This window comes from Rhizobium ecuadorense, assembly GCF_001187535.1.
Taxonomy (GTDB): domain Bacteria; phylum Pseudomonadota; class Alphaproteobacteria; order Rhizobiales; family Rhizobiaceae; genus Rhizobium; species Rhizobium ecuadorense.
On sequence record NZ_LFIO01001875.1, the window covers coordinates 1 to 239 of the forward strand.

General features: G+C 68.2%; 1 protein-coding gene. It reads right to left on the bottom strand.

What is annotated here, in order from left to right; all coding sequences use genetic code 11:
• On the bottom strand, positions 1–239 hold a 239-nt coding region (locus tag AF337_RS39225; protein WP_152971379.1), incomplete at both ends, for an adenine nucleotide alpha hydrolase family protein.

A 239-nucleotide genomic window follows, 5' to 3' on the forward strand; every position in this document is an offset into this window, starting at 1 on the left:
CGGGAAGGGTGATCGCTTCGCCGCCGAGCTGCTCGGCAAGTCGCAGCGTGGCGGCGACGGTATCGCGCTCGGCTTCGTTCAGATTGATCGATCGGTTGGTCTCGATATAGACGGCAGCCCAGGGCGCGCGCAGCCGCGAGGCCATACGGGCAGCATAACGCACCAGCGAGGCGGAGCGCGGATGGTGGTCAACCGAGACGAGAACGCGTTCGCCGGCCGCCCAGGGGCCGGATATGGCC